At 45.0% G+C, this 22,262-nt stretch carries 12 protein-coding genes and 1 pseudogene; 6 read left to right on the top strand and 7 right to left on the bottom strand.

Annotated features, from left to right (window positions below; translation table 11 throughout):
• Nucleotides 1-440, top strand: a pseudogene (locus QUA44_RS17260) (hypothetical protein); the annotation flags it as partial.
• Between the two features lie 421 nt (nt 441-861).
• Complete coding sequence (locus QUA44_RS17265) at nt 862-3,111, top strand: methyltransferase domain-containing protein (protein WP_333309811.1); 2,250 nt, start codon at nt 862-864, stop codon at nt 3,109-3,111.
• A 138-nt stretch (nt 3,112-3,249) separates the two neighbouring features.
• On the opposite strand, the gene QUA44_RS17270 is transcribed toward QUA44_RS17265, so the two are convergent.
• From QUA44_RS17270 to QUA44_RS17300, 7 genes are all read right to left on the bottom strand, one after another.
• A complete protein-coding gene (locus tag QUA44_RS17270) occupies nt 3,250-4,128 on the bottom strand; it encodes a glycosyltransferase (protein WP_333252640.1) in 879 nt (292 codons plus the stop codon).
• Nucleotides 4,129-4,147: 19 nt separating this feature from the next.
• Nucleotides 4,148-7,468 carry a glycoside hydrolase family 99-like domain-containing protein gene (locus tag QUA44_RS17275; protein WP_333252642.1) on the bottom strand — a complete coding sequence of 1,107 codons (3,321 nt, stop codon included), beginning with the start codon at nt 7,466-7,468 and terminating at the stop codon, nt 4,148-4,150.
• A gap of 403 nt (nt 7,469-7,871) precedes the next feature.
• Entirely contained in the window at nt 7,872-12,488 is a 4,617-nt protein-coding gene (locus QUA44_RS17280) for a tetratricopeptide repeat protein (protein WP_333252644.1), read from the bottom strand.
• A gap of 551 nt (nt 12,489-13,039) precedes the next feature.
• A complete protein-coding gene (locus QUA44_RS17285) occupies nt 13,040-13,645 on the bottom strand; it encodes a 50S ribosomal protein L25/general stress protein Ctc (RefSeq protein WP_333252646.1) in 606 nt (201 codons plus the stop codon).
• 64 nt (nt 13,646-13,709) lie between these two features.
• Entirely contained in the window at nt 13,710-14,078 is a 369-nt protein-coding gene (locus QUA44_RS17290; protein WP_333252647.1) for a hypothetical protein, read from the bottom strand.
• A 218-nt stretch (nt 14,079-14,296) separates the two neighbouring features.
• Nucleotides 14,297-14,521, bottom strand: a complete 225-nt coding sequence (locus tag QUA44_RS17295; RefSeq protein ID WP_106149000.1) for a hypothetical protein — start codon at nt 14,519-14,521, stop codon at nt 14,297-14,299.
• 86 nt (nt 14,522-14,607) lie between these two features.
• Nucleotides 14,608-15,948 carry an adenylosuccinate synthase gene (locus QUA44_RS17300; protein WP_333252651.1) on the bottom strand — a complete coding sequence of 447 codons (1,341 nt, stop codon included), beginning with the start codon at nt 15,946-15,948 and terminating at the stop codon, nt 14,608-14,610.
• A gap of 431 nt (nt 15,949-16,379) precedes the next feature.
• Between QUA44_RS17300 and QUA44_RS17305 the strand changes: the two genes are divergently transcribed.
• The 4 genes from QUA44_RS17305 to QUA44_RS17320 all read left to right on the top strand — a co-directional run bounded on the left by QUA44_RS17305 (nt 16,380) and on the right by QUA44_RS17320 (nt 22,048).
• Complete coding sequence (locus tag QUA44_RS17305; protein WP_333252654.1) at nt 16,380-17,393, top strand: adenosine deaminase; 1,014 nt, start codon at nt 16,380-16,382, stop codon at nt 17,391-17,393.
• Between the two features lie 252 nt (nt 17,394-17,645).
• The gene (locus QUA44_RS17310) at nt 17,646-18,950 is read left to right on the top strand and encodes an aspartate aminotransferase family protein (protein WP_333252656.1); all 1,305 of its coding nucleotides are present in this window, start codon (nt 17,646-17,648) and stop codon (nt 18,948-18,950) included.
• A 169-nt stretch (nt 18,951-19,119) separates the two neighbouring features.
• A complete protein-coding gene (locus QUA44_RS17315) occupies nt 19,120-20,616 on the top strand; it encodes a TldD/PmbA family protein (protein ID WP_333252657.1) in 1,497 nt (498 codons plus the stop codon).
• 85 nt (nt 20,617-20,701) lie between these two features.
• The gene (locus tag QUA44_RS17320) at nt 20,702-22,048 is read left to right on the top strand and encodes a TldD/PmbA family protein (RefSeq protein WP_333252659.1); all 1,347 of its coding nucleotides are present in this window, start codon (nt 20,702-20,704) and stop codon (nt 22,046-22,048) included.
• Nucleotides 22,049-22,262: the final 214 nt, after the last annotated feature.

The following is a 22,262-nucleotide window of genomic DNA, read 5'->3' on the forward strand; positions in this document are numbered from 1 at the left end:
AGAAAGAAGTATTATTGGAACAATCCCAGTCTCAACTGCATCAGAAAGAAGTATTATTGGAACAATCCCAGTCTCAACTGCATCAGAAAGAAGTATTATTGGAACAATCCCAGTCTCAAATAGAGCGATTGGAGTTTCAGCAAGCCATAGCCATTAAAACTAATGGACACAGTAAGCTTCAGTACGAACTTTTAGTCTCAGAGGCGTGGTATGCTTATCATACTGGCGCTATAACCAATATGCAAGACAGCCTAAAACAATCCTTGAAATGTTCGCCTTTCTCACCCACCAATACAGTTAGTAACTGGTTGGAGAGCTTTACTAAATTATCAGGAGATCAAGGTCATAATTTGGACACTTTTAGGCTGACTAATTTAGCCGAGTGGAAACAGTTAATGCGTTTGGTGTTAAATGTTAAGCCTGTAGCAGTTAAGTCTTAAAAGACTTTCACGATAAAGCAAAAAAAGGACAGTAGAAAATGAGTAGCTTATCACTGCCGTCAACCGTATAATTAATCTTAGTCCATCTTCCTAAGAAAGCCGGAACAACGTTTGGGCAAATAGTTTTACCGCAGGCAGATTTATCCGCGAGATAAAATTTTATATGACTCTCATTGTTTAGCAGATAAACTATCATACAAGAAGGCAATCTAACAACAGAAACCAGGGTTATTCATGGTCTTTTTCTCCGGATAACTTAAATACTGCATAATTAAGGCAGGGCTGTTTCATTCGATAGACTTACGTCCTTACATTTCTTCATTGCTTTGAAAATGAAGATTCATGCCTTAAACAGTTGAGAGTGAGTTTCTCCGAAAATAACCAACCAAAGAAAAAATTAAGCATTATGACCGAACACACTTTGATTCAAATTCAGGAAGTTGTGAATTTGCCTCTAAACGACCCAGAATTGTTATGGGGGTTTAATATCGACACTCCAAATACTTCATACAAAACAGATAAATATGAAGTTTTGTTCGCGGGTTGGATACTAGGTAAGAAGGCTCAAGTAGTCTCAATTGAGGTAATCAGCAGCGGTAGGGCAATACAGAAGATTCCTGTGAATTATTCACGTCCAGATGTTGCTCAAACTTATACTGAGGTTTCCCACGCTGGCACGAGTGGTTTTTTGGCACAAGTGGGAGTAAGTGAACTCTCGACGGAAGTTGAGTTACTTATCCAAGCTGTGTTCTCAGATCAAAGTCGTTTGCCAATCAGCATGGTAAAATTTCAAAAGAAACTTCCATTCCTAGAGCAGGTTAAAGCAGATTTAGCACGCTCACAGACACGACTCAAACAAATTCAAACAGAACAGGAGCGCCCTCAGCCTAATTACTTTAAACCTCCACTAAGTGCTACTTACCAAAAACAAAATGACTCACTTTTGAAATATGCTACTCACTTGAGCGACCAAGAATGGTTGGAGGTAATTGTTAAAAGTGTAGAGCATCCGTTTGTAGATGGTATCGAACTGCCTGGATTCCCGCCTGATGACATTCAGCGCAATATAGTTGGATCGTCGGGAAAGCAGGCTCTAGGTGAAGGATTTAATTTCTATTCTGAGATTAAGCGGTACGCAGCTAACTTGGGAGTACCACTAACCAGAGACAGTCACATTCTCGATTTCGGTTGCGGCTGGGCGCAAATGATGCGGTTTTTCCTAAAAGATGTTGTTGCAGACAATCTGTATGGCATTGATGTCGATCCGGCGATGATTGATATTTGTGTCAACACAGTCCGTCAGGGAAATTATAGTGTAGTAAAACCAGAGCCACCCACCCAATTTTCTAACAATAGTTTCGATGTAGTTTACGCCTACTCAGTTTTCTCTCATCTGTCTGAACCTGTACACATAAAATGGGTGGAAGAGTTCTCAAGAATACTCAAACCTGGTGGTATCCTGATAGTCACCACTCAAGCTCGTCGATTTATTGAGTTTTGTCGATCGTTGAGAGGTCAGAACCATGAATTTGCCTGGTATAACGCGTTAGCAAATTCATTCTTGGATACTGAGGCTGCTTTTGCAGACTACGATAATGGCAAGTTTTTATATAGCCCGACCGGTGGGGGTCCTACACGCCCTGCCTCTTTTTATGGGGAAGCCGTGGTTTCGCCTGGATACGTTAAGCGGGAGTGGACTAAATATCTGACATTTTGCGATTTTGTTGACGATCCAACTTTGTTGCCACAAGCCGTTATCATTATGCAAAAACCTGTTAATAACAGTTTGTCCTCTCAAATCGATACAACTGAAGTAGAATCTGCTTCAGTCTTTCCCTTGCCTCAAGAAATTGTACATCTCAATGCTAGCTGGCAACCAAAGAGTAAATATTCTTCCCGCAACACCTCGATAGCTTTGCTAGCAATTGAAAAGTTACTTTGGCAAAAAGATCGAGTGATATTAAACAATCTGGTTTTTCGATTAGAGGAAAACAAAGATAATAATTGGGAATTAGGAGAAGACTGCTTCATACTTTACAAACCCAAAATTTTGCTCGATCAGTACGAAAGATTTTTCTCAACTCATCAAGAGTTTAATCCTGATAATGTAGTCGAGTTGGGAATGTGGGAAGGTGGAAGCGTAGCGTTTTGGTTTGAAATTTTTAAACCAAAAAAACATATTGCGATTGATTTGCAAGCCCGTGCAGACAGTCCATATTTTCAAAAGTATGTCAGCGATCGAGGCTTACAGAATCGACTCAGGACATATTGGCATACAAACCAAGCAGATTCTGGACGACTAAATGAAATTGTGAAACAAGAATTCAACGATCAGCCTCTTGACTTAGTTATGGATGACGCCTCCCATTATTATGAGCTCACAAAAATTAGCTTTGAAACTTTATTTCCGTTAATTCGGCCAGGCGGTTTTTACGTTATTGAAGATTGGGCATGGTGGCACTGGAAAGGAATAGAAAAATACTATTCCGAAGCAACTCCGTTGAGTAAGCTGATATTTGAACTGGTGGAGGCAGCAGGGACTTCACATGAGATCATCAAGAATATTGTTATTTATGAATCCATTGTCATAGTGGAGCGTGGAGATCTAATTATTCAAGAACTAAGTGACTTCAAGCTGGATAATTATATTTACAGACATCCGAGGACATAGATATTGTTCGTCGGAATTGTTCGTCGAAATTGCTGTTAGTCAATTTCGACGATTTTTATAGTTTGCTACTTATTAATACCTCTATTAACTCAGCTCTAATACCGATAAATAAATTATCAATATAAACAATTCTTTTTATCACCCTGATGATTGCAAATAACGCCCCAAGTTAAACCAATACAAAAAGAGTTCAAAATAACTCGGCCAATTTAAAGGAGAGGGAGCGAGAAGATTTGACAGCTTATGAGATTGCAATTGGGATAGAATGCTGGTAAGAATCTTCGTTGATTCTTCGTCACCGATAGATTCCAAAGACTCAAAAGTGTTTTTGCCGTGAAAACGATAGTAATACAAATCTTGCTCCATACAAAACGGCTCTGTATAAAGTAGGGAACGAAGCAGAAAATCCCAATCATGGCAATACCGATAACTGCTAAACTCACCCACACGGTTAAAAAGCTCCTTTGTAAAAACGAAGTTTCCAGTAGATATTCCTACATTGGATATCAAAGAAGCAAACCCAACAGAAGGATACTGTTCAATAAGTTTCTGGATCAAAAAATAACGATGAGCGACGGGATGAGATGTAGTTATACTCCTATCGTGTTCATCAATATACTCTACCTTGCTAAAGACAAACTCATGCCTGTGACTCTGCATCACATTAACAATACATTTGAGCCGATTTGGATGATACATATCATCTGAATTTAAAAGGGCTAGGATTTTTCCATGAGCTTGAGATATGCCATAATTGATGGCTGCATGAGCACCCTGATTTTTGGTGAATTTATGGAAGAAAGTTCCATCAGAAAACCTAGTCTTCCAACCATCTCTCTGAATTAACTGCTCTATCTCCCGAACTGATTCATCAGAAGAACAATCATCAACGATAATAACTTCTAATTTTTGATAAGTCTGTGCCGCCACAGAATCTAAACATCTCTTGACAAAATGTTGATGATTGTAGCAGGGAATGACTATGGATACTAGGGGGGTTTCGGAAATCATATTCATAAAGTAATCACTCTCATCCTCAAACTTGTTGATAAAAATCCTGGACTGAAATTGGTTTAAGAACTTGATTCATTGCTTCAAGCAGGAGTTCCTTTACCTCAATTTTATTCTCCAACTCATCCAGCAATTGATATCGATGGTTCACACTTTCCATTGGTAAAGCTCGTATCAGGTTAATAATCGTTTTTGCAATGTCGGCATGGGCCTTGCCAAGCATTTCTTGTTGTTCCAGAGATATCCCCAAGTCTTGAATAGGGTCATATCCTTGTCGCAATCGTATCACTTCTATTGGAATGCAGCTTCCATCTTCCAGCAAAGCCTCTAAGTGCAAGAATGCTTCAGAAGACATTCCAGCTATTTGCACTGTCATGGAAAAGCCACTGTTTTCAGAACCTGGAAATAAATGCACCTCAGCCACATCTGGACGAGATATATTAATAGGTGTTTGCTGGAGCACTCGACTGTTAGATATTACCTTGACTCCCACAACGGGAGAGTTTTGACTTATTACCCAACCTTTTATGTCAATAGAGTTGACACTAACTCGAGTATCAGGCCGTGGAAAATCTAACTGCCACAATAATTCAGAGCATTGACATCGGCTCACATCGATAATTATTGCTGTTTTTTGTAGAAGTTTGTTCATTGCTTCAATCGAACGATTCATTCCATCAATTCTACTATCCAACTCATCAAGTTGTGAATGCAAATGGTTGACACTTTTAATAGGAACATATCGCAGTATATCAATAATTGTTTTCCAGCTATGAGTACCTTCCAGCGCTCTACGAGTGGCCAAAAGATAGCTATATCCATACTTATGATCCGGCTCTAAATGCGCGCCCTCAGCCCATTCATTCCAAGCATTAATAAACACCAATTTTTCGTCGCCTGAATTTACTTGTCTCGTTTTTTCGATAATGCCGCGTAGCCACAATTCATAAACATCAGGGTGGGAATTAATAAAGGCATGAGCTGCTCTTTTTCGACGCGCTGTATTATCCCACGATGTCATCACAGAACGAAAAACTTTCAAGTTAGGGAACTCCTGAGATAAAGAATTAATAACCCCATCCTTATAGTCATAAAGATGACCGGAAAAATCATCAACTCTGAGTTCATCAGGTGAAATTTCTCTGGCAGAAAACCCATGAGGCGGGAACTGCACGGCTGAATCAAAGCCTATCTGCTCGAGGGATGTGTGCAAACCGCGAAATGTGATAGCAATACAGAGGTGAACTTCTCCCACACCATTTTTCCTAAATATCTTTCTCCACTGCTCTGCAGTGTGGCGCAGATTGGGAAAAAGATCCCGCCGATAAACAATCAATAAAGGCTCTCCGTTGATGCGAATATATCTTTCATCAAGCAAAATGTGAATTATGCTCTCAGCAAAAGCCTGATTTTGTTCATCTGACCAACATTCTTGAGCCATCAATATCTCATGTTCTGCTCCATCCCACCGCCTTGTCCAGTTTTCATTAGCCCAACAAATGCAGAAAGGAAAATCTGGTTTTTTAGTCCGCAAAACTTCATCTATAGGATGGTTGAGCAGACGCTTGCCTGCGAACCAATAATAATAGTAACAAAAACCATAAATTCCATATTTTTTAGCTAGCGCGGCCTGCGCTTCTCTGACTTCTGGCAGGCGTAAATCGTAAAACCCCAAGTCGGCGGGGAGGTGAGGTTGATAATGCCCTTCAAATAAGGGTTGAGCTTTGGTAACATTAGTCCACTCGGTAAAACCTTTGCCCCACCACAAATCGTTTTCTGGAATGGGATGAAATTGTGGCAAATAATAGGCAATTAGACGTACATCTGTTTCCAAAGAGCTAGGTTTAGTAAGTTCGATTGAAGAGTGTTCTGTGCTGCTGACTGGTTCTTTAATTGTGACTGGACTTAATACTTCTAGTAAGAGTTTACTGTTCGTTGCCTCTCTCGTTTGCAGTACCTTTCCTAACGCTTGCCAATGAGCAAAATTGTTGTCTATCTTAATATGTAGCGCCTTTTTGAAAAACCCGATTCCTCCCTCATGTTGATTTTGTTGTACTAAAGCCTTACCCAAATGTTCGTAAAGCGCATCGGATTGAGAGTTAAACTCGACTGCTCGCTGATAGCTGGCAGCAGATTCTTCCCACTTGTGAAGTTGAGCCAGGGTATTTCCTAACTTTTGGTAAACCTCGGATGATTCGGGATTAAGCTCGATAGTACGGCGGTAACTAGCTGTAGCTTCCTCCCACTTTTGTAGTGAGAACAGAGCATCTCCTAAATGGAAGTTCACCACATCTGAATTAGGGCTAAGTATTAAAGCTTTGCGATAGGCAGAAATCGCCTCATCGTAACGCCCCAACTGATATAGAGCAAACCCTAAATGATCCTGAGCCTCCAGCGAATTTGGATCAAACTCAACCGACTTGCGATAAGCACCCACAGCTTGAACCCACTTTTGCAGTGTCGCCAAAGCATCGCCCAAATGCTGGTAAATCACTGCCGCATTCGGTACGATATCAAGCGCTCTCCGATAAGATACGATCGCCTCCTCCCACCGCTGCACGATCGACAAAGTATGCCCCAAATAGTGGTGGACGATCGCCGAACCCGGTTCCAACTCAGCCGCTTTCGAGTAAGATGCGATCGCCTCCTCCCATTGACCCTGAGCCGCTAAAGCCGTGCCCAATTTATAGTAAAGCCAATGAAAATCAGGTTTTAACTGAATCGCCTTTCGGTAATAACCCACCGCTTCTGTTAATTCATTCTTACCTTGCAAAGCCTCTGCCAACTTCAGGTACAAATCTGCCTCGCCCGGATTTAGCTCGATCGCCCTTCGCAAACAATCCATCCCTTCATCAACCCGTCCCTGTCTTGCCAAAGCCTCCCACAAATTTTGGTAAGGCAAAGCCGATTCCGAGTCAAGTTCGATCGCTTTTCGCAAACAACTTACAGATTCATCCAGTTGACCTTGCAAACACAAAGCCTTACCCAAACTATTGTGAAACTCATAAAAATCTGGATATATTTCCACAGCTTTGCGGTACGCAGCCACGGCCTCATTGAGATTGCCCTGCTGTTCCAAAACCTCTCCTAAATTGTGCCAAGACCAAGCCGAATTCGGGTTAAGTTCGCAGGCCCTGCGGTAGCTTTTCTCAGCGCCATCCCACTGCCCCAACTTCGCCAAAACTTCACCCAAATTGTGGTGATACCAGGAAAAATCCGGGTTGAGTTCAGTACAGCGCTGGTAGGCAGCCGCGGCTTCCTCTAATTTATCCGACTGTTTTAGGAGGTTGCCTCTATGAAAATAATTAGAAGCAGTTTCTTCGTGCACTTGTAATGAGTTATTCATAATTTTCTACCGTAGATTTCATTTTTTTAGTTTGGTTGAGGCTGGGTTAATAACTACCTTGTATCTGAGAACTTGCACCAATGTCAATCTTTAGGATTCTCGCGCGGGGTGGAGGCGGTTTTTTTAGTCTTTGGGTATTCCTTGAAGCTATCGGTGAACCCGCCCCTACAGGTTTTTGACATTGGTGCCGTCAGGTGAATTGTATCGGTTTTCTGTCTGAGTCACAATCCTCTCGATCCTCCCGACACTCAGGGCGGGCACGGGGGCACCGCCCCTACAGGTTGTTGATTTGTAGGGGTAGTGCCCCCGTGCCTACCCTCCCCACAAACCAGGACAACCGCGGGGGGATTGCTCCTACAAAGAATTAAACAGCCCTGCGTGCCTACCCCTCATGGGGATGTTCCTAATGACTCGGCCGCCAATTCTCGTCCTCCAATCTAATACCGCTGTCTTGACAAGCCCTGGTTAAATGAGGGCTGTAGTAAGGGTCATTATCAATATATTTTTGCCACCGGCTTTCCATCAGCTTCGATTCCTTCCTCAGCCGCTCTTTCTTTTCAGGCGAGTCTTCGTAACCCCGGCTTTTAGATTCGTGGTGGTAGAGAACTACATGAGGCAGGTAAATATTTCGGTACCCTTTCTCCAGCATTTTCAAACACAAATCCACATCATTGTAAGCCACTGTTAGTTCTTCGTCAAACCCCCCAACACTTTCAAACACTTCGCGGCGGCACATCAAACACGCAGCAGTCACTGCTGAAACATTATTCATGCCTACCACATTCCCGAAATATCCAGGAATCGATCGCGGCATATGGTAATAACTGTGACCAGCCACACCGCCACCTAGCCCCATCACCACTCCCGCGTGCTGGATTTTGTTATCTGAGTATATCAACAAATTGCCCACAGCCCCGATCGAGCTTCTCTGAGCTTGTTCAACCATCCCGTCAATCCAATCGGGAGTAATTACCTCTGTATCGTTATTCAAGAACAACAAGTAATCTCCCTCGGCTTTGCTAGCAGCGTAGTTGTTAATCTTAGAGAAATTGAACGGAATATCTAGCCGATAACTTTTAAACCTCGCTGATTCCTTAGCCGTCCATTTAGCCAGAATTTCCGCCGTGTGTTGCTCTTGACTGCCGTTATCGATGACAATAACTTCGTAGTTGGGGTAGACGCTCTTTGTAAAGATAGACTCCAAGCAATTGTCCAAAACATCCCCCAAATCCCGCGTCGGAATAATGATGCTTACCCGCTTGTAATCCGCAATTTTGTAGCGTGGAATAAAGTGTCCCAAAAAGTTGGGAACGCCTTCAATTTTCCCCGGTTCGCCCCGGCGTTCGATCGCCTCTTGCAAAGCTTTTTGCCCTGCATCATAGGCATAGGGTTTAGCCTCTACACCGCCAGCAGCCGAACCCGCGTGCATTCTCCAGTGGTAAAGAATTTTAGGGATGTGAAAGATTTTGTCAGTTTTTTCTGTAAACCTCAAAACCAAATCATAATCCTGAGCTCCTTCAAAACCGGGTCTAAAACCGCCGATTTCATTAATTAGCGATCGCCTGTAAGTTCCCAAATGGCAAGTGTACATCCGAGATAAAAATGAATCCGGACTCCATTCTGGCTTGAAGAAAGGATTTATCAGTTCCCGATCCTGATAAATCTTGTCTTCATCTGAATAAATCATGTCCGCTTCCGGATGCCGGTTCAGCAGCAGCACCACTTCATACAACGCCTCTGGTGTCAGTGTATCGTCGTGGTCTAATAGAGATATAAATTCACCCGTCGCCAACTCCAAAGCAGAATTGGAACAGTGAGAAATGTGACCGTTTTTGGTTCGATAAACTACTTTGATCCGGCTATCTTTGGCTGCATATTCTTGCAGAATTCGCTTGACATGAGGCGCGGTTGATGCGTCGTCAGCAATGCACAATTCCCAGTAGGGATATATTTGATTAAAAACTGAGTCTATAGCTTCCCTGAGATAATTCTCTGGCGTGTTGTAGACTGGCATCACAATGCTAATCAGCGGTTTGTAGCTAAAGATTTCTAATGTTTCAGCGATCTTCCGCAAATCAGCTTCTCTGGGGCTGTGCTTGGCGCGCCACTTCGTATAAGCTGGGTCTTGACCGAGGAATAGGGAATCTCGCAAGTTTTCATAATCCAAACCAAAAAGTTTCGGATCGAGTTTGCTCGCCGTCTGATAAGCTTCCAGAGCTTCGGAAAGCTTGTTTTGTTTAGCTAAAGTTTTTGCTAAATTGTGGTACGACCAGCCAAATTCAGGAGCAACCTCGATCGCTCTCCTATATGCCGCAACAGCTTCATCAAGCCGACCTTCTTGTTGAAAAATATCCGCTAAGTTGTGGTGCGACCAAACAAAAGTTGGATTCACTTCTGCGGCTTTCTGATAACTTTTAATAGACTCATCAACTTTACCCGTCCATTTCAGGACATCGCCTAAATTGTGGTGAGTTCCAAAGTAATTGGGATTAATTGCAATTGCTTTGCGGTAGGCCGCAATAGCCTCGGTATATTTACCTTCTTCTTGCAGAGACTCCCCTAATTCGTGGTACTCCGCAGCCACTCCCGGGGTGTGTTCGATCGCGCTTCCAGATTGTCGGCTAGCAGCACTTTTTTCTGCCGCCCTACTTACCCCCTTTTTTTTTAACACCTCTTCTAACAGCCCAGAAATAGCCTTGTCATCAGGCCGAATCTGCAACGCCATCTGATAAAAGACGATCGCCCCATCCGGCCAATTCTTCCGCACCAAAGCATCAGCCAACTCAACATAAAGGTCAGCATCATTCGGCGCAATCTCCAGCGCCTTGTGATACAACTGCACGTCATCGGGATTCTCCTGAATCGCCTTTCGATACAAACCCATTGACTGCTGCAAATCCCACTGCGATCGCATCCTCAAAGCATCAGCCAACTTTTGCGAAATCCACGGCAAATCCGGCTGAATTTCCACAGCACGGCGGTAAGAAGCGATCGACTCATCCCACCGTTCCAGTTGCTCAAAAGCCGTCCCCATGTTGTAATAAGTCCACGCAAAATCAGGATTCAACTCAGCCGCCCGCCGGTAAACTGCGATCGCCTCATCCCACCTTTCCATTTCTAGCAACACGTCGCCCAACTTGCTGTGCGACCAGAAGAAACTCGGATTGATTTCGTTAGCCCGCCGGTACGCAACAACCGCCTCATCCCAGCGTTCCAAATTCACCAGCGATTCTGCTAAATTGTTGTGCGCCCAAAAATGGTCGGGATTAAGTTCGATCGACCTTTGGTAAGCCGAAATCGCCTCATCCCAGCGTTCCAGTTTAATCAGCGCGTCGGCTAAATAGTTGTGCGACCAACTAAAATCTGGATTTAATTCTGTTGCTTTCGTGTAAGCCTCTACAGCTTCCTCCCAGCGTTCCAACTTCAGCAACACGTCAGCTAAATTGTTGTGAGACCAGCTAAAATCTGGATTTAATTTGATCGCCTTGCGGTAAGCATTTATAGCTTCCTCCCAGCGTTCCAACTTCACCAGCGACTCAGCTAAATTGTTGTGCGACCAAGAAAGTTCGGGATTATTTCTAATCGCATTGCTGTAAGCATCAACCGCCGCTTCCCACTGTTCTTTGTTCCTGAGAAGTTCGCCCAATTCGTGATAAGCTGCACCAGCATTTGGGTTCAACTCAACCGCGCGCCGGTAACAGTCAATACCTTGCTCTACCTTACCTTGCTCGATCAAAGTTTTGGCTAAATTCTCGTGTTCCTCGGCGGTGCCAGACTTGGGGTCGATCGCAAATGCTCGATACCAAGCCTCAGTCGCCGCCTCAGACTTGCCTAACTGCGTCAACAATTTTGCAAAATTGCGGAAAGCACCGGCAAAATCCGGTTTCAGGGCGATCGCCTTTTCGTAAGCAGAAACCGCTTGCTGCCACTGTTCCTGCTGCGCGCAAATGCTGCCATAATTAGCATAAGCTTCAGCAAAATTCGGGTTAATTTCTATTGCTTTGACATAGCAACTTTTAGCTTCATCAATTTTGCCGCCCGATTGCAGCGCGTTGCCCAGCATTTTGTACAGCGGCGCTTCCGGCTTAATTTGTAGAGCTTTCTTGCAAGCAGAAATTGCCTGTTCCAATTTACCCTGAGCAAAATAGCCTTCAGCCAATATTTTGTATGCTTCTGGATCTTCTATATTAATTGTAGAATTAACGGCCTGCTGCATTGGTGGCTTAACTGGCGGCTTGACTGCGGTTACAGGAGGCTGCTGCTTAACTGCACCGTTTTTCGCCGTTGCACCCGCCAAAGTTTGCTCTCCCTCGCTGCCGTTTTTCGCCGTTGCACCCGCCAAAGTTTGCTCTCCCTCGCTGCCGTTTCTCGCATGAGCTGCGTTGAGTTCAATAGCCTTGCGATAATATACTGTCGCTTCCTCTAACTTGCCTTGTTTTTTTAGCGCTTCGCCCAAATTTTGGTAAGCAGTCGCCACATTAGGATTTAATTTTATGGCGCGATCGTAACAGGCGATCGCTTCGGGGAATTTTTCCTGCCTAAAAAAAGCGTCGCCCATATTCAAGTGTTCCCCAGGCGCTACTTTTTCCGGTTCCAAACTAAATGCTTGATACCAGCACTGCTGCGCTTCTTCCGGTTTGCTAATTTGTCCGAATACTTTTGCTAAATTCCGGTACACTCCCGCGAAATTCGGCTTAATCGCGATCGCCTTTTGATAAAATCCGATCGCCTCCTGCCATTTTTGCTGCTGCGCGCCAATGCTGCCCAAATTCGCGTATACTTCCGCAAAATTCGGTTCTATTTCAATCGCTTTAGCGTACCAGTGCCGTGCCTCTTCCATCCTGCCTTGAGCTTGCAGCGCGTTGCCCAAAGTCTTGTAAGCCGGTGCAAAATTGGGATGAATCTTTAAAGCTTGCTCGCAGGAGGCGATCGCTTCTTCTAATTTTCCTTGGGATAAGTATATTTCTCCCTGTTGGTTAAATTGAACCGCTGTTGATTCTGTACTGACTGTTGATGGCATATGGGCGGCGGCTCCAGAGGCAGGAATTAAATAGGGTAGTCGAAACGTTTAACAATTATACTCGCGTTTGACACTAACAGTACCGGACTTGTTCCCCCACTTCTTATTTTTTTTGAATCCCGTTGCTGGCGAGGAACCGGGATTCTCGGCTGATTTTTTGGATTTTACGGTTAAATATGTAAGAATCAGCCCGGTTTCTGGCAGATTTGCGCGCCCGTCCCGACTTTTGTAGCTAAAGAGTCGATCGCCCGTTTTGTAAAGCAAAGTAAACACTGCCGGTTCTTGCTTGTGGGAGGCTTTCTTGTGGACTGGGCAAGGGAGATTGCACCCTTTTCTATAGGCTTTTTACCGGCGGGCTAGGAGCAACGGCCCACAAGAAAGAAATGCACTCTTTGTGGAACAGGCATCTTGCCTGTTTTTGAGCAGGGTGAAAGATGTGCGATCGAACCCAAACGAGAATAGCCTTTTTAGCAAAAAACGATCGCCCTTTTGGGAGAAAGCGATCGCCCTTTTTTTTCAACAATTAGTTAACAACTATTAGCAATTACTAATTAAGCTGCTGCGGCTGCGTCTTCTTCTGCGTCTTCGGCTTCAGAACCTGCTTGAATTCCCAGCACAGTAACAACCACCTGATCTGGTTCGCCGAGAGCTACCACTCCCGCAGGCAAAACTAATTCGTTAATGTGCAGCGCATCCCCAACCTTTAAATTAGAAATATCTACTTCTATTGATTCAGGAATGCTGTCAGGTTTGCACTTAACTGCTAGTTGCGTCAGCACGGTATCCAAGATGCCGCCTTCTAATTTGACGCCGACAGCTTCGCCGACAAAACTCAGCGATACTTCAACTTCCAGGCTGTCTTGAGTTGCGACGGAGAAAAAGCTCAGGTGGTAAGGAAAGCCTTTCCAAGGATGAACTTGAACTTCCCGCAGCAAGGTTTTTCCAGTCCAAGAGAGTTCGGGAATGCTGAGGTCAATTAGGGCGTTGTTGACTACGCGCTTTTTGAGCAGGTGTTCGACTGTTTTGGCTTTGATGGTAAGGGAAATGGATTCAGAGCCTTTGTGCCCGTAGAGGACGGCGGGAATCAATCCAGAGCGGCGGAGGGCGTTAGGTTTGCTGCCTTCTGCCCGCTTTTGACATTCTACTGCGAGTTCCATTTTCTGACTTTCTGCTGATTGTTTTCACATTTTACCAGAATTGTGATATTGCGATCGCGCTTAATTAAATTCGCTGAAGGTATTGATAGTTTTCGTTTTCCACACACTTCAGCAATTCCAGCATTTTTCTCAGACGATAAGTTCCTGATTGATACTCTTCTTTGGAAGGGCTATCTCCTAGTTTAGTGATGACAGCATCGCTTTCACTGATGATTGCTTCGCTGAACATTTTCTTGAACTGCTGGCGAATCTCTTGATTTAATTCAACTAGAGGCAGAATTACATTTTCTTCATCTAGGTAAATTTCAGTGTCGATTGATGCGCCACCTATTTTGGAAAATGCTGATTTTGCTAACCATTCGTAAAGGGTTTCTCCTACATCTACCGTTTCCGATTCCGCTCCATTTGTGGTGTAGAAGCTGATATCTAACATAAATAATTACTCCTCCAATTCAGACAGCATAAATGCACTTTCTGGAATATTTTATGCCCACGCTGTATCCGCATTGTCAAATATTTTTTTAGCTGGATCAGAGATTTTTTATGTAGTTACAACTCCTATTACACTACCTTTGTTAAGGATTTTTTTCGCCAATCCAGCATGGACATATCGAGTCTTGATTTCAAGGTGCGGTTCTTTCATCGTTTTCTCTATCCATTGAATTTCCTTTGAATATCTGCGATTATTTCTTTGACTTTAGGAGCATCTTCTGGATTGATAATTAAAATATCACCCTCTGGATCGTTCCCAATAGTTCTTTGTGAGTAAATATTTGCTCGCTCCAATTCTTGGATCACCCACCCAATGAGGTCTCTGTGAACTTCTAACCTGGATATCTGCTGGTCTTCGTCAGTCATCCAGTTTTTATCGATCATTATTATAGCTCCTTACACTAAGTTCTGGCAATAGATCAGTTCAGCTACGATTTTTCTAGCACTCTGACGTTTTATGACTCAAAATCTTAGGATAGAGGAGCTACAGGCCTACCATCAACCGACAACAATCCTCGTTTCGGGCCGTGAATCGGGTCTTCTACAATAATAGTTTGGTCGCGGCTGGCACCGAGAGAAACAATTGCGATCGGCACTTCCATCAAGTCTGCCAAAAACTTTAGATAATCCAATGCTTGCGGCGGCAAATCTTCCAAATTGCGGCACTCTTCCGTGGACTGTTTCCAACCGGGAAGGGTTTCATAAATGGGTTTGCATCGAGCAAATATCCGCGAACTTTTCGGGAAATCGACACAGCGTTCGCCGTCAATTTCGTAAGCAACACAGACTTTTATTTCTTCTAATTCATCCAAAACATCTAGTTTGGTGACAGCCAAACAGTCAAGTCCGTTGATACGGACTGCGTAGCGGCCGATTACCGCATCGAACCAACCGCAGCGGCGTTTCCTGCCGGTTGTCGTGCCGAATTCTGCACCTCTTTCGCCCAAGATTGCGCCAACTCCATCGACCATTTCGGTAGGGAAGGGGCCTTCTCCGACGCGGGTTGTATAGGCTTTTGCTACGCCAATTACGCGATCGATCGCTGTCGGGCCGACTCCGGTTCCCACGCAAGCGCCGCCCGCGATGGGATTGCTGGAAGTAACATAAGGATAAGTGCCGTGGTCTAAGTCTAATAAAGTGCCTTGCGCGCCTTCAAACAGAATATTTTTCCGCGTGTGAAGTCCCTCATAAATCTTCAGGGAACTGTCTACTACGTGCGGCCGCAAACGTTCCGCATAAACTCGATATTCATCAATTATCTCTTGAGCATTGAGAGGCGGCAAATTGTAGAGTTTTTCGAGAATGACATTTTTATGATTGATCGTCCATTCCAGTTGTTCTCGCAACCCTTCCAAGTCCATTAAATCGAGCATCCGAATGCCAGTGCGTTCCGACTTGTCGGCGTAAGTAGGGCCAATGCCACGTCCCGTCGTCCCGATTTTATAATTTCCCCGCTGGGTTTCCGATGCTACATCAATTAACCGGTGATATGGCATCGTTACGTGAGCAGTCTCCGAAATCATCAGCGAGGTCGTCGAAACATTCAGTGCCTCTAGCTGATCTAACTCTGCAATTAAAACTTTAGGGTCGATGACGGTGCCACAGCCGATAATACACTCTTTATCAGGGTAGAGAATCCCGGACGGAATTAAGTGCAGCTTGAAAGTCTGACCGTTTACTACCACGGTATGACCGGCGTTGACGCCCCCTTGGTAGCGGACAACGATATCTGCGGATTTGCTGAGCAAATCGGTAATTTTGCCTTTTCCTTCATCGCCCCACTGGGCGCCGATCACAACTACGTTAGCCAAGGGTTTCTCGCGTTCAGTTCAGGTTGACACAATCTCCGATTATGTATGAATGCGTCCTAAATGTCAATCAATTTTAGATTTTAGATTTTGGATTTTAGATACGGGCATGGGGCATGGGGCATGGGGCATGGGGCATGGGGCATGGGGCATGGGGCATGGGGCATGGGAACTCACACACAACCAATGACTAAGTAGAAAGGCGCAAATAAACAGCACTATATAACGAAATGTAAATTATCCTTAAACCCTTTTCCCTTCAGTCTTCTGCCCCCTGTCTCCTGCCCGATCCCAATGATAAATATTTACGCCAACTGACTTAAGAACTACTGACAACTGACTAAGGACTACTGACTAAGGACTACTGACTACTGACTACTGACTACTGAGTAATTAATTTTTGTTAAAATTGAGAAAATTGAGGCTTTGTTGCCATGACTTTACACGCTGAGTTGCACCGCCATCTGGGCGGTTCTGTGGTTCCTCGGATTCTGTGGCGGTATTTTGATCGCCATAATGCCGAAATGGTTGAGAGATTTCAACAATATTCGGAGTTTGAGGATTTTTACACTCGTCCGCGCAATACTCTCGATGAGTATTTGGAACTGCACACGCTGGTAGAAAGCGTGCAAACTGTGGAGACTTTGCCTTATTTTATCTATCGGTTGATGCGCGGCGCTTATGTATTTGAAAATCTGGCTTATTTGGAGTTGCGCTATACGCCTTATTTGCGGACTCCAGAGCATTTGGAACAGTCAAAACGCATTGATTTGATGGCAGAAATTGTACGGGTTGTGGGTAAGGCCAGTCAAATTGGTGATTGTCCGATTGTGACTAGCCAAATTTTGTGTATGCACTCGCGTTTACCCTATGAGGTGAATCGGGCGATCGTCGATTTGGCGGCCGAGATGGGAGAATATGTTTGTGCGATCGATCTTGCGGGCGGTGATGCTGCTATTGGCGATCGTTTGGAGGAGTTTGTGGGATTGTATGAGTACGCAAGGTCGATCGGGATTAAGACTACCGGCCATCTTTACGAAACCACCTCTGGCTGTTATCCCGAACTTTTGCCCTATTTGATGCGTATCGGTCACGGGATTCAAATTCCGCTAAAATATCCCGAACTGCTGCCAGAAGTCGCGCGCAGGGGTCAATGCTTGGAGGTTTGCCCGACTACCTATCTCAAAACGGGGACGTTGCAAGATATGCAGGAATTGAAGGTTGTGTTCGATCGATGTTTTGAGGCTGGTGTAGATATTGCTATTTGTACCGACAACGCGGGATTGCACAACGTGCGGCTGCCTTTTGAGTATGAGAATTTGTTGACTCGGGATATCATTGATTTTCGGCAGTTACAAGCCTGTCAAGATGCTGCTTTTCGCCATGCTTTCGCGTGGCCCTACGACGGGCGGCCTGTAAAAATGCTGACTGGTTTGTTGCAACATTAGTCGGTTGGTGCGATCGTTAGTTAATTAAGTGCGATCGAGAATTAAGATGAGACGGCGGTTGAAACCGCGTCTACACAAAGGAAGTCCGCCTCCGCGGACTGAAGAAAATAAGGTAATTTCAACCGCCGTCGGATCTTCAACCCGCGGAGGCGGGTTTTGTTTGTATAGATGCGGTTTCAACCGCCGTCTGATCTGAACCGTATTGAGTTATATTTGGAAAACAGAAACATCAATATAAAAGGATAAAAAAACATGACAAATATGGACGCTTACTGGATGCCTTTCACTGCCAATAGGCAGTTTAAAGCCAATCCGCGAATATTGGTTTCGGCAAAAGATATGCACTTTACCACCGATGATAACCGCTCAATTCTCGACGGGATTGCAGGGCTTTGGTGCGTGAATGCAGGGCACTGCCGCCCGAAAATTATTGAGGCTATTCACAAGCAAGTATCGACCCTAGATTATGCGCCACCTTTTCAGATGGGACACCCCGGCGCGTTTGAATTAGCGGAACGTTTGGTGAAGATGATTCCGGGCAATTTCGATCGCGTTTTCTTCACTAATTCTGGTTCCGAGTCTGTAGACACTGCTTTGAAAATTGCGATTGCTTATCACCGGGCGAAAGGTGAAGGAACTCGTCAAAGATTAATCGGTAGGGAACGCGGTTATCACGGCGTTGGTTTTGGGGGAATTTCTGTCGGCGGTATTGGCCCTAATCGTAAGTTTTTTGGCAGTTTGCTGACAGGAGTGGATCATTTACCTCACACTCATAATTTAGAACACAATGCTTTCAGTCGCAAACAACCGAAATGGGGCGCGCATTTGGCGGATGAATTGGAACGGATTGTGGCTTTGCACGATGCGTCTAATATTGCGGCGGTAATTGTCGAACCTGTTGCTGGTTCTACGGGGGTTTTGATTCCGCCCCAAGGTTATTTGCAGCGGCTGCGGGAGATTTGTGACAAGTACGGAATTCTGCTGATTTTTGATGAGGTAATTACGGGTTTCGGGCGTTTGGGTGCGAGTTTTGCTACTGAATATTTTGGGGTGGTTCCCGATATTGTGACGGTGGCGAAGGGGATAACTAACGGTACTGTGCCGATGGGGGCGGTGTTTGTGAAGGAGGGAATTTATGATACTTTTATGAATGCTCCTGAAAATGCGATCGAGCTTTTTCACGGTTATACTTATTCTGGTCATCCCCTAGCCTGCGCTGCTGCTTTGGCGACGCTGGATATTTATGAGGAAGAAAGGCTGTTTGAACGGGCTAATAAGTTAGCTGATTATTGGGAAAATGCGGTTCATTCTTTGAAGGGCGTGCGCCACGTCATTGATGTGCGGAATCTCGGACTTGTGGCGGGGATTGAGTTGGAATCTATTCCTGGGAAGCCGGGGAAACGAGCTTTTGATTGTTTCTTGCAGTGCTTTGAAAAAGGGTTGTTGATTCGGACTACTGGTGATATTATTGCTTTGTCGCCTCCGTTGATTATTGAGCAGGAACATATCGATCGCATTTTGGAAATTTTAACTACGGTTTTGCAGGGATTGGAGTGAGATTTAATAAACCGCGAAGGCGCTAAGGACACGAAGGAAGAGAGAGAGAAGAAGATCGGGAAAATCTCTCTCTCTTTCCCTGCTTCGCGCTCTTTGCGTCTTCGCGGTTCGTTCAAATCCTTAAACAGCGCTATAATCATTCATAACGAACGACGAACGACGAATAACTATGGTACTGTTAACTGCAAAAATCTCTGCTAGCGAGTTGGCAAATTTAGCTGTAGAGTTAATTCGGAAAAGTGGGTGCGAATACGGTGACGTGCGCTTTTGTAGTTACCGCAGGCAAGGTTTGTATGCGCGCGATCGATCTTTAAGCAATATCTCCGATAATGTAAGTTCCGGTTTTGGCGTGCGAGTGCTGCTAGACGGCGCTTGGGGCTTTGCCGCCAGTCACAACAAAACACCCGCAGAAGTTGCCAGAATCGTCGCTTTGGCCGTGGAAATCGCTAAAGGCAGCCGCTTGACTCAAAAGGAACCGGTGCGCTTAGTACCTGTCGAAAAATATGTCGATACTTACATTACTCCGATCGCAATTGATCCATTTTCTGTCCCCGTTGCTGACAAAGCCGAACTTTTATTAACCATCAACGAACGCCTGCTAGCGCACGAATCACAAGGCATCAAAAAAGCTTATTCTTTTTTGACATTCAACCGCGAAGACAAGGTTTTTGCATCCACAGAAGGCTCGCTAATCGAACAAACAATCTACCGCAGCTATCCGGGTTTTGGCTGCACGGCAATTGCGGGCGGCGATGCCCAAAGTCGCAGTTACGAACGCCCGCCCCTAAATATCGGTTACGAACATATTAATCCAGACGATTTGTTGAGTCAAGTCGAACGAGTAGCTGCCGAAGCAATTGAAAAAGTCGATGCGCCGAAAGTCCCGGCTGGTATTTGCAAGTCCCTGATTCTTAAGCCGACAAATTTGTTTCTGACAATCCACGAATCCGTCGGGCATCCAACAGAATTAGACCGGGTTTACGGCTACGAATCTAATTTTGCTGGCACGAGTTTTGCTACTACGGATAAGTTAAATAAGCTGCAATACGCTGCACCTTGGGTAAACTTCAAGTGCGATCGCACTCAACCCCACGGTCGCGGTACAATGGGTTATGACGATGAGGGAGTAAAATCGCAAGATTGGTACGTTGTCAAGGATGGAATTTTAGTTGATTATCTCACTGACAGAGAAACAGCTTATCGCCTCGGACGCGCCAGCAGCAACGGTTCTGCCTGCGCTGACAGTTGGTCTAGCGTGCCGATGGTGAGAATTCCTAATTTGGGACTGGAACCTGGCCCGGATGGCGGCAGTCATACTGCTACTTTGGATCAGATGATTGCTGATACGGAAGATGGGATTTTAATTGATGGTATTGGTAGTTTTTCCATCGACCAGCAGCGGCGCAATTTTCAATTCGGCGGTGATGCTTTTTGGAAGGTGGAAAAAGGTAAAGTTGTCGGTATGTTGAAGGATGTAACTTATCATTCAATGAGCACGGATTTCTGGAATCAAGTAGATGCAATCGGGCCTGCTTCCGAACGGGTTCAATGCGGCACTAATATGTGCGGCAAAGGTGAACCGATACAGGTTGCTCAAATGACTCATGCTTGTGTGCCGGTGCGAGCTAGAGATATTCAAATTGGGGGAAGGGCTAATTCGGAATGATTTAACCACAGAGGGCGCAGAGAACACAGAGAGAGAGCTCTGAGATAAATAATAAAGCCAACAAATTTTCCTAGCATTCTAGCTTATGACCGTAACAACATCGCCAGCAATTTTAAGTGAAGACCGAGCCTTATCTTTATTAGAAAAGGTAGTCAAACAATCGGAAGCAGAGGAAGTATTTGTCAGTCTTTCTACTGGCGAAGAATCTCTTTCCCGATTCTCGGAAAATCAAATCACCCAAAATATTAGTAAAACTGTATTTAGCCTCAACATTACTAGCTATTTTGGTAACAAAAGCGCTTCTGCATCTGTTACCGAATTTGATGAAGATGCGATCGCCCAAACCGTCAAGCGATCGCAAGAACTCGCTCGAATTGCCCCCGCAGACCCCGAATGGATGCCGCTGTTGCCCCCTCAAACCTACGATTTGCCCCCGGCGGCGTTTGATGAAGCAACGGCTGCTGTATCGCCTCTAGAGCGGGCAAAAATGGTACAGCAGGCCTGCGCGATCGCATCTGGCGAAGGTGCGGAAGCTTCCGGTACTTTGAGCGCTGAGGCTTCGCTATACGCGATCGCCTCGTCAACCGGACTCCGCGCCTGCAACCAATCTACAGAGGCGAATTTCGGCTTTACAGCCCGCATTGGAGACGGTTCTAGCTGGACGGAAAGCACGGCTTGGGGCATCCACGAACTACAAGTCGCCGAATTAGCCGCACAAGTTGTCTCGCGCGCGAAAGCCTCCCGCAACCCCCGCCCCATCACTCCCGGTGTTTATCCTGTAATCTTTGAGGGCGCTGCGTTTGCAGATTTGCTACCGTGGGTAATTTGGGCTATGGATGCGCGGGCGGCGGATGAGGGGCGATCGTTTATGTCGATCGCCGATGAGTCGGGAAAACCCGCTGGAAACCGCGCGGGAGAACAACTTTTCAGCCCGTTAGTGCAGGTACTGCGCGATCCAAGTCATCCTTTGTTGCGATCGGGTAATTTTTTCGGCAACGGATTCAACAATAACTATTTGGAAATCATCAAAAATGGTATCCCTCAAAGTTTGTCTTATTCTCGTTACTGGGCCGCCCAAAAAGGCAAAGAAGCAAAAGGTGCTTATTACCCGATCGTGATGACAGGTTCCGACCAAAGTTTAGCAGATTTAATCGCTCAAACCGAACGAGGAATTTTTGTCAGTCGAGCTTGGTATGTTCGCTATGTGAATCCCAAAACATCGGAAGTAACGGGCATGACTCGCGATGGTACTTTCTGGATTGAAAATGGTAAGATTGTTTACCCGATTAAAAATATGCGTTTCAATCAAGTTTTACCTGATATGTTGCGGGATGTGGATGCAGTTAGCGAGGTGAAACGTTACGGTGGTAGTGTCGTACCGGGAGTGCGCGTGAAAGCTTTTAATTTCACCAGTATTACTGACAGTTTGTAACTCGCACAATATATATTGCAATCCTAAATCATTTGTGAATTTCTTACTCCCTCCCCTTAACAAGGGGAGGGTTGGGGGGGGTAAAAAAAATTATGACCCCTGCAAGGACAGCTATAGTATTTTTATAAATTTAATTTACTGTAGTTTAGACTAAAAAATGAGCACAGCTAGAAGTAGCCACCTTTGAATCTCAGGCAAGCTGTTGCTCAAAAAC

The organism is Microcoleus sp. N9_A2 (genome assembly GCF_036701775.1).
Taxonomy (GTDB): Bacteria; Cyanobacteriota; Cyanobacteriia; order Cyanobacteriales; family Microcoleaceae; genus Microcoleus.